Origin of the sequence: Paenibacillus sp. NPDC093718 (assembly GCF_050279985.1) — a bacterium.
Lineage (GTDB): Bacteria > Bacillota > Bacilli > Paenibacillales > Paenibacillaceae > Paenibacillus_AQ.
In genome coordinates, this window is the sequence record NZ_JBNNUS010000023.1 from 24164 (window position 1) to 33138 (window position 8975).

The following is an 8975-nucleotide window of genomic DNA, read 5'->3' on the forward strand; positions in this document are numbered from 1 at the left end:
TCAGTCACCCCATTCCATTTGGAATAGAATCGATTGCAAGCTGTATTCAAGCGTTTTCGTTACAGTGCCGACTAAAACGGCGTTGCGATTCTCATACCAGTGCGTACAAAGCAAAAATACTGCCAGCTTGTGCATTGCGTTTTGTTCATCGACAACTTTACCTGTTGCATTCTTGATGTAGGATTTCGCTACAGTAATAAGAGATAAGAGGAAGGTATCTTCCTCTGTATCACTTACATCTAACCTCAAGTATTCTTTAAGTTCAGTAAGCATAAAGAGCTACCTCCCTCCAATCACAATCAGATTTGTACAATGAAACACGCACGGGCATCGCCTTTAACAACATCAAAGCGCTCAACAACACGAACGAAAGTTTGGTTGTAAGTGAAGCCAGCTTCTTTAGAAGTAGCGATTTCATATTGCTTACGGTCAAAGAATTTAACCAGTGCGTACAGGTTTACAACGTAGAAAGGTTTCTTTGGTGTAGCATCAGCAGAGTTTGGCAGATCAGCGTTGTCCAAAACAACTACTGGACGACCTTTAAACAGCTTGCCACCTTCAACAGCAAGGTTATCAGTCAGCAATGGACGACCGTTGTTGTCTTCCAGACCATCCAGGTAGTCGTATCCATCTTGGTTAGTAACGATTACAGTACGACCAAGCAAGGAAGGTACTACTTTCGTGTTCAGCGTCTTGATGATTGCTTTGTAGTCAGAACCAGTAGCACCGGCAACAGCATTAGCCTTAACGATCTCCAGGATTTCATCGTTCTGGGAGTTGACTGCACACTCAGCCACGTCAGGAGCAATCAGGCCGTTGAACAGGTCAACACCTGCATCCTCAAGAACAGAGTTCTCAACAGGGTAAATTTTACCGAAGTCTTCTACTGCGTACTCAACAGGGTTAGTAGTAACCATTTCTTTAACCATTTCAGTGTCAGTAGCCAGTTTTGCAAGTTTGCGTGTAGCAGAACCGCTGGAAATAGGCATTTTACCAGTGTTAGTGGAAACTCCGATAACATGAGTGTGTTGCTTCAAAGATGGGAAACCTTTAGTCAGTGTTTCAACAGTAGCAACGAAACCTTGCGGCATAACTGCTCCACTGTTACCAACGTTCATAGATGCGCGCTCTTCAGCAGTCAACTCTTTGCCAGCCAGGTGCTTAGCGATTGCGCGGTATTCAACCTCTTTGTTGTCATTACGTACTTCTGTATTTGCTTTAGTCATTTTCTCTTCTACCTCTCTTGCTTCATCAGCATCGATTTCTTTTTGCAATTCAATTTTCTTCTCAAGGGAACGCACTTCTGCCATTTTCACATCAGCATCGTCCACCTTGTTTTCGTTCAGCAACGAACGAACTTGCTCTTTCATAGCTGTCAATTCTTGAATCATTTCATCTACTTTTTTCACAGTAATTTTCACCCTTCGAATTAAAATGGAAATAAAAAAAACCTTCGTTTTACGAAAGTTCCAGTTCAATCAATAATTTTCTTTTCATTAACTCTTGTTGCTTTTGCATTTGACGAACCTCTTTGGTGTCAGGAATGCCTTCTAAACTTCTCTTGCCAATTTCACTATCTGGATACGCTGGAAATGGAGTCGGAGAAATCTCCTTCAAATCCACGTTAAGCAGTGTACGTTCGTAAACGTCTTCATCTTTGATGTATTGCCAGCTGTCTTCCCGAACAGTAAAGCCAAAACTCACACCGTCAACGTCTCCACGATGGATAGACTCAAAGGCATCGTTGCCCCAAGTGTTGTTTGGTAAATCCAACTCAAAACGTAGTCCAATCTCATCTTCAATCAATCTCAATGTTTGATTCTTGGACGATCCAAGTACGAAATCTGAACGATGATTCCACAAAGCCTTAACTGTATTCTCTTCTAGAGCCTTAGCAAAAGCGCCCTGAGCCACCTTCTCATAGAACTCTCCATAAATCAGATGACTTCGCATATTAAACTTCACAACATAACCTGTAACAGTCTTTGTGCCGTCTTCTAGTGCACGTACCTCAAAATCCTTTGCTAGATAGCGTACTTCCATATCTTTAGCTGCCATTCTTCCCGTCACCTCCTTTCACGTACTGCTCACCAACCATGGAAAGAGGTATATAGTTGCCATTTACGATCAACTTATCGCCATCTGTATCGTCAGGCATGTCCTCTTTGCGTCTAACCTCATTAGGCGACATAACTCCGTTGTTAATTGCAATCGCATAAGCTTCCATTCTGGTTTTGAAATCAGCCCTTAGAATTGCATCAACATTGAATTTGAAGAAATAGCCTTGCCGTCTCTCCGTTTCCGTGAGCAGCTTATACGTCATCTCTTGCTCGTACATCGTAAGGATCGTGAGCAATGTGTCTACATAAAAGGAAGTCTGTTCAAACTCAACATTGGAGAAAGTAGCCTTATCGTAGTTATTGATTTGGTTCGGCTTGATCCCGAAAGCACCGGCAATTTGCAATGCTGTGTACTTGTTCAGCTCAAGGAACTGGCTGTCCACCATACTCGTGTTAAGTGATTGGAACGAAAAGCCTAATGGAACTGGGAGTATCCGTCCTGCATTAGCAATACCACTTGCCATCGATTCAAACTTGGACTGCATAATCTTACGCTTGCTTTCTTCGATGTCGCCTGTATATTGAAGCAAACCTTTAGCCATCAGGCCGTTCTTCCAGTAGTTGTTTACGAATTTCTGTCCCGATTGTGCGTTCTCAATAGTCGTATTCAAGCAATCTTGTACTGAAAGGCCGGTGATACCATCAAGGCTAACACTGCTCTTAAAGTGCAATACCTGGTGATGCGTCATCTTAGATTCATTGCCATGCTTGTCCCTGTACACGTACCAAATTGCATTGTCTCTGCCGATGATTCCTGCGTTATCAACCCAAATGGTCACGCTGTTGCTAGGCAGGATGTACAATCCCTGAGCCTTGCCCTTCTTGATGTCAGCATAGACATAAGCGTTGCCTTCGTGGTTCTTCAGCATTTCAACGGTAGTCCAGAAATTCCAGCTAGACTGATATTGGTTCGGCCTGCTCTTCATCAATGAATACAAGTAATGATCCGTTGCTTTCTTGACTCCATCTTCCGTCTCTCGATACAGCTTGAGTGGTAATTTAGCTACACTCTCTGATAGCAATTTCATACAAGTAAAGTAGGTGATTTCACCAAGCTTATTCGTATCGACACTGCCGGTATTGATGTTAAGCAGCCGCATAAACTCTTGATTCGTGTAACCGTTAATACTTCGTTGCTCTATCGCACCTCTAAAAAACCCCATCTAATATCACCCCCTTTTCGGCATAGTAGCTAAATAAACGCCCAACAGGAGTATGATGGCACCAGTGACATACAGACCTGCGATGAAGCTAAGCAAGAATGTCGCTGTGACGATTATCAAAAGCCCCGTAGAAATAAAAAAATCTTCTATATGAGATAGAAGAATCTGCTTTAACCTATTCAAATGTAAATCACCAACCCAAATTCTCAAGATAGTCCTCAGTTATAACATCGTTCAAGTCAACACTCTCATTTTGAAGCATGGCCATTTTATGAGCGTCAATGATTGCATCGACTGGATCAATCCTTTTAACGCGATAATTCTTATTAATTTTGCACTCACCAAAAGAGTTATGTGTCAACTTCGCATTATTGACACTCCACGTCAGCAATTTATTCTTCCTGTTATAAATAATGTTCCCTGCTTCAACCTCAAGCTTAAAGTCCTCTGTTGGCTGATTAAGGTTTCTAGCGCTCTGTACGATTTCAACCACGTCACAGCCGAACTCATCCAAGTCACTAAGGAATACATCTGCATTGTGAGGATCGTAACAAATCATTCTGAACCTAATATCGTATTTCTCCATCATTTCACGCATGTACTTGAGGATGAATTTATAATCCGTTTTGTTGCCTGGTATTACAGTGAGCAAACCATCCCTCGCCCAGATATCATATGGAGCCTTATCGGTCTGAACGTGTTCTTGAAGTCGTTTCTTCGGAATAAATGAGTGTGATTGGATAAAGTATTTTGATTCTCCATCGATAGTAATAGGAAACTCAAAAGCAATACTCGTTAAGTCGCCACCGCTACTCAAGTCAAGCCCAACATAACATTCCTTGCCGCGCATATCCTCAAGCGTCATATCGGATTCGCAAGCTTTCCAATGCTCGATTTTGATGTAATCTTCATCAGTCATCTGAACCCATTCGTTCAGAGTCTTGGTCATAAAGTTGCGTTCCTCAGAGCCGCCCATTTCTTTAGCAGCCTTCGCTTTTATCTTGATGTTCTCAATCTCAGGAGTCTCAGCAACCAATGGATTGGCCTTGATCCAGTTCGCAGGGTCCCAAATGTCATCATCTTTGTCCATCTGAGCGATATATACAAACTGCGTTTCCTGCTCAAATACACCATCAAGCAAGTTACAGCAGTAATCGTAAAGTTCACGACATGGACTGTTCAAATCAAATCCTGCCGTTGTAATAACAGAAATCAAACATTGCGGTAGTTTGACCGTTCCGTCCTCCATTAGTTTGTACATCTGACTTGTCTTGTGAAGGTGATATTCATCGATTACTGCCAAGTACGGTCTGAAGCCATCTATGGACCGTGTATCGCGTCCCAATGCCTTAATCGTTGACATGGTGTTTAATGCGATGATAGTACTTTCGTATTCTTTAATCTTAAATAGCTCTTGTAGCTCAGGATCAGCGTTAATCATCTTAATCATTTCATTCAAAACGATCTTGGCCTGATCGGACTTCGTTGCGGCTGTGAAAATCTGACCGTGCTTATAGCCGTCAAAGTTAGAACAATAGAGTCCCAGGACACCATTAATCAAAGATTTGCCGTTTTGCCTTGCCAATTGAACATAACTGGTACGAAAACGCCGATAACCAGTGTCTTTGTGTACCCATCCAAATAAACTGCCTAAAATGAAGTCTTGAAACGGAAATAATTCCATCGTTTCGCTGTCACTCGTGCCTTCAACAAGCATCAAAGATTCAGCGAATTTAATGATTTTGTTCGCCTTTTTTAGGTCAAAAATGAACGGAAATTCATCAGTTCCTTGCCTATCCAGATCGTTTATGTGCCGTTTACACGCTAATTTCACCCATTTACCAGCAACAATGCTGCCGTTTAGAACCTTTTTTGCATATGATAGCGTCCTATCATTTATCAGTGCATTAGTCGATAAACTCATCAAACTTGCTCTTTTTCTTTTTCTCAGGCTGAGTCGGTACAACCAACTTCAGACGAGAATTAATCGTCAATCCCATTTGAGTAGCGTGTTTCTTCATCTCATCTGAGTATTTAAGTTGAATACGGATAAGTGGGTTTTCTACGTAATTGGTGAAGCCTGCTTTATTGGTCTGCTCAACAACCAACGGTTCATTAGCTAGTTGCTCTGTAGCCTTCAGATAGGCCACGTAAGCGTTGCAATAGGAAGCAAGGGTAGTTACATCCAGATTTGTGATAAGGCCGATCTTGACCAGCTCAGACGCTATACGCTTGTATTCCTTTTTGGCAACTTTATCTGTAAGCCAGCCAGGACACTCAATCTTGTCAGCTGCCGGTTTAACTGATGCTTCTTGTTCTTGTCGTTCCTTGATCTGTTCCTTCGTCAGATGCGTTTTGCCTTCTGCTAGGATTACAGAGATAGGTTTCTTCTGTCCCATTGTTTCACCACCTGATTAATAAAATTTATCGATTATCTGTATCCCCTCAACAATTTTTGTCAGGAGTTTGTTCGGAAATAAGGGGAGTCGGCGGTGATACCTAATTGCCCTATAATGTTATACCCCTCCCCCCTATATTAAAGACGGACCAAAATAGCCCAATAATCATCATTTAGGCTAAGTGCTTCCACGTTTTTCTCAATTTGATATAGTTAATCGTGCTTTGTGATACACCATACATACCAGCCACAAATTTTTCTGTCATTCCTGAATCCAATTGTGACCTAATCATTCTTACTGACTCTTCATTAAGCTTGGCATAGTGATGTTGGTCACCTTGATAAACTGTGCCACACTGCTCCTTATACTTAACGTTGTCCATCCTTGAACACCACTCTAGATTGCAAAGACGATTATCACCACGTACAGCATTAAGGTGATTCACTTCTGGAAGCTTATCGTCATTAGGCAAGAATGCTTGTGCTACCAACCTGTGAACGTATTGCCTTGAACCTGACAGCATGACGGACAAATAGCCATTATGATTGGCTGAAGGAGATAATACCTTTCCCCTTTTCTTGCGTGTTACTTCCATTCCATTACGTAAATAAGTAAAAGTCCTATCTAAACTACGTACTCTACCTTGGTCACTGACTTGATAAGCTCCTTCGTAACCATTCACGTCTTTCCAGACTTCCATTAGAGAGAGTGACCTTTCAGCAGAACATTTCTCTTTATCTGAATATCACCATAACCAACAGGCTCAAGACCTTCGATTGCTCTGACTTGATTAATCGTGTAGCCGTATTGGAGCATGAGTTCAAAAAATCTATCCTTTGTAAAACGTCCATAAACCAAGTCGCATTCTAAATATTCCTCAAGCTCAATTACATCTTCAATTGTGGCTTTTCCGTAGTTAATCCGAGTGACATACTCATGTACTCTTTCTTCCAACGTGAAACTCTTTCCGATTACCTTTTTGATAAATAAGTTTGCTAGTTTTTCCATCTGATTATCCTCCATTAGATTCCATATTTTTGTTTATCATCTGCCGTCTTGGTATTATGGTGTCGATGACAAAGAGTTCTTAAATTCGATAACGTAAGCCTGAGTGACCAGTCCACTTTGATCGGTACTTGATGGTCAACTACATCACCCTTAGTGAATCGCTTCTCATCTAAACAGTCCTGGCATAATCCGTTGTCTCTGCGGAAAGCTACCTCTCGTAACTTTTTCCATTGAGTACTCCTGTAAAACTGCGTTGAACGTGGGTCCCTGACATACTGGTCATACAACCTGTTCCGATCAGCTATATCCTGCTTTATCGAGTGCTTATCACATCGGCTGCCTAGATCAGCGTCAATCAACGTGTTACAGTTTTGTTTGGAGCATATTTTCTTTAGAGCCATCAACTACAACTCCAATTCATGTGTTACATTTATTTCATTCCGTAAAACTCATCAAAAAAGTGGGCATGGAATGACCACAATACATAAGATGAGTGATAAAAATTAGACAAATAAAAAAAGCCCACCCGATTGGATGAGCTAATTAATAAAGCTATATATATAAATTTTAATTAAATACAATATACGAACAGGGACTAAGCCCTGCTCATACATATCAGGAGGAAAGCAACTTTAATCGTATAAAAAACCGAGTTGCAGTGTTCAACTATATCTTTTACTTCCGTAGAAGAACGGGGTACGCTATACGTAATGCGGAAGTGATTAAGTTCAAGTGCCTGACGCGCAACTTTGCAAGTTGCTTGTCTTCTGCCAAACTGCGTTTGTCAGAAATCTGTGTTATCTGTCGGTCACACTTATGATTTTCCAAGCTGATTGAAATTTCTCTCTCTTACCATTAATTATTTTACTCGTTTCAAACGATTTTATTGAGAAACCACATTTCCTATCTCTTAAAGCTTTGTTAATACTAGTCAAACCTCTTAATGATTTTCCATTATTACTTTTTAAGTTTATTATTGAAATCAGTTCTTCTCTATCTGGCAGTGTCAACATTACTTTTCCGACATTCGCTGATAGATATTCAATAATTTTAACTGTATCCTCTTTTATCTTTTCTTCACGCTTCTTCTTAGCTCGTAAAGCAAAAACATTTCCGTTATCTTTGTGCAAACTGATATGACACTTCTTGCATAATGTCTTATACTTGATGTCCAAATGCTTCCCAAGAACAACCCAGCGGATCAGGTTTAATTGAGCTTTTGTATATTCAGTCATGTCTAACAATTGAAGATTTAGCTCTAACAACGTTTTATCCAACATATCTGCGAATGCTTCTTCATGGTGTAAGTGCAGCTCATTGTCTGAACCACACCTTTTACACTTTATATCTTTGAATAAGGGAACTACTTTATTGGCTATATGTTGTCGCAAATACATCTTCAAATCCATTTACGGACCTCCATTTTGTCACTTTACCCACAATAGACGCAGAATGCTTTATATATATTAAGCCTTTTTACATGATAGTGGGTATAGATTCAATTATCAGTCAACCTCATAACTTTCCAAGCAGAACGAAAATTCTTTTTCTTACCATCAATTATTCTGCTTGTTTCAAATTCCTTGATGTAATAGTCATATTGACCTTCTTCTAAGTAAGCATTTAGGATGTTTAAGCTTTTCAGCAACCTATGTTGTCCACGTACATCCATTCGTTCAATTAGCTCTTCCCTGTCCTTTGGAGTAAGCATAATCTTTCCCACCATGGATTCTAAGTAATTATTTAAACCTTGTTTCTTATACCACATATCGATCATGACGTAACCATTCTGCTCTAACAGTTCGCCTGTATACCGCATGAATGCGCTCTCAACTTTCTCTCCGTTTGATACATCGACAATCTCTTTGATAGCCCTGTCCTCCGTTAGAATATCATCCCATGTATGATAATCCGATTTTATTTTCTGATACTTAGCACGATTCCAATTCTTCATACTCCCATACTTTTCACCTTCTTGCGGCGAATCATAAATACAATAATCACTATTGCTGTATCTATCACAGACAGCTAACCACGCTGCTGTACCATCCTTAATGAATGTATTTACTTCTCTGAGAGTCCTTGCTGATTTAGCCAGCATACCGCCTAATTTATTGTTATTTACGTTTCGGATGATAACATTGACTGTATCGGCAGCGTCATCTTCATAAAACCGTTTACGACCAATACATTGAATCATTGTATCGAAGTCTCTAATGTCATCAATGACGATCCATTTCAAGTCCTTACCGTACAAATCAACACCATTATCAAGCGTTGTAGTT

10 protein-coding genes and 1 pseudogene are annotated in these 8975 nt (G+C 40.4%); all 11 read right to left on the reverse strand.

What is annotated here, in order from left to right:
* Positions 1-273 (reverse strand): head-tail connector protein, encoded by a 273-nt coding sequence (locus ACQKPA_RS32940; protein ID WP_427496487.1) that lies wholly within the window; start codon positions 271-273, stop codon positions 1-3.
* Positions 274-299: 26 nt separating this feature from the next.
* Entirely contained in the window at positions 300-1409 is a 1110-nt protein-coding gene (locus ACQKPA_RS32945; protein ID WP_427496488.1) for a phage major capsid protein, read from the reverse strand.
* Positions 1410-1458: 49 nt separating this feature from the next.
* Positions 1459-2058, reverse strand: coding sequence for an HK97 family phage prohead protease (locus tag ACQKPA_RS32950; protein ID WP_427496489.1), 600 nt, complete (start codon positions 2056-2058; stop codon positions 1459-1461).
* Positions 2048-3283, reverse strand: coding sequence for a phage portal protein (locus ACQKPA_RS32955; RefSeq protein ID WP_427496490.1), 1236 nt, complete (start codon positions 3281-3283; stop codon positions 2048-2050). Before ACQKPA_RS32955 ends, ACQKPA_RS32950 begins: the two co-directional genes overlap by 11 nt.
* Before the next feature lie 190 nt (positions 3284-3473).
* Complete coding sequence (locus ACQKPA_RS32960) at positions 3474-5207, reverse strand: terminase large subunit (protein WP_427496491.1); 1734 nt, start codon at positions 5205-5207, stop codon at positions 3474-3476.
* Complete coding sequence (locus tag ACQKPA_RS32965) at positions 5191-5682, reverse strand: phage terminase small subunit P27 family (protein WP_427496492.1); 492 nt, start codon at positions 5680-5682, stop codon at positions 5191-5193. The genes ACQKPA_RS32960 and ACQKPA_RS32965 overlap by 17 nt, the downstream gene beginning before the upstream one ends.
* A 172-nt stretch (positions 5683-5854) precedes the next feature.
* Positions 5855-6382 carry an NUMOD4 domain-containing protein gene (locus tag ACQKPA_RS32970; RefSeq protein WP_427496493.1) on the reverse strand — a complete coding sequence of 176 codons (528 nt, stop codon included), beginning with the start codon at positions 6380-6382 and terminating at the stop codon, positions 5855-5857.
* Positions 6382-6690: a hypothetical protein gene (locus ACQKPA_RS32975; RefSeq protein WP_427496494.1), complete on the reverse strand. Its 309-nt coding sequence runs from the start codon at positions 6688-6690 to the stop codon at positions 6382-6384. Before ACQKPA_RS32975 ends, ACQKPA_RS32970 begins: the two co-directional genes overlap by 1 nt.
* 14 nt (positions 6691-6704) lie before the next feature.
* Positions 6705-7091: an HNH endonuclease gene (locus ACQKPA_RS32980; RefSeq protein WP_427496495.1), complete on the reverse strand. Its 387-nt coding sequence runs from the start codon at positions 7089-7091 to the stop codon at positions 6705-6707.
* A gap of 396 nt (positions 7092-7487) precedes the next feature.
* Complete coding sequence (locus ACQKPA_RS32985; RefSeq protein WP_427496496.1) at positions 7488-8099, reverse strand: hypothetical protein; 612 nt, start codon at positions 8097-8099, stop codon at positions 7488-7490.
* Positions 8100-8188: 89 nt separating this feature from the next.
* Positions 8189-8975: pseudogene (locus ACQKPA_RS32990) on the reverse strand (hypothetical protein); the annotation flags it as partial.

Bases quoted from the DNA above. Each gene is read 5' to 3' on its own strand.
- ACQKPA_RS32965 (WP_427496492.1), bottom strand. From the start codon at position 5,682: ATGGGACAGAAGAAACCTATCTCTGTAATCCTAGCAGAAGGCAAAACG.
- ACQKPA_RS32970 (WP_427496493.1), bottom strand. From the start codon at position 6,382: ATGGAAGTCTGGAAAGACGTGAATGGTTACGAAGGAGCTTATCAAGTC.
- ACQKPA_RS32975 (WP_427496494.1), bottom strand. From the start codon at position 6,690: ATGGAAAAACTAGCAAACTTATTTATCAAAAAGGTAATCGGAAAGAGT.
- ACQKPA_RS32980 (WP_427496495.1), bottom strand. From the start codon at position 7,091: ATGGCTCTAAAGAAAATATGCTCCAAACAAAACTGTAACACGTTGATT.
- ACQKPA_RS32985 (WP_427496496.1), bottom strand. From the start codon at position 8,099: ATGGATTTGAAGATGTATTTGCGACAACATATAGCCAATAAAGTAGTT.
- ACQKPA_RS32950 (WP_427496489.1), bottom strand. From the start codon at position 2,058: ATGGCAGCTAAAGATATGGAAGTACGCTATCTAGCAAAGGATTTTGAG.
- ACQKPA_RS32960 (WP_427496491.1), bottom strand. From the start codon at position 5,207: ATGAGTTTATCGACTAATGCACTGATAAATGATAGGACGCTATCATAT.
- ACQKPA_RS32940 (WP_427496487.1), bottom strand. From the start codon at position 273: ATGCTTACTGAACTTAAAGAATACTTGAGGTTAGATGTAAGTGATACA.
- ACQKPA_RS32955 (WP_427496490.1), bottom strand. From the start codon at position 3,283: ATGGGGTTTTTTAGAGGTGCGATAGAGCAACGAAGTATTAACGGTTAC.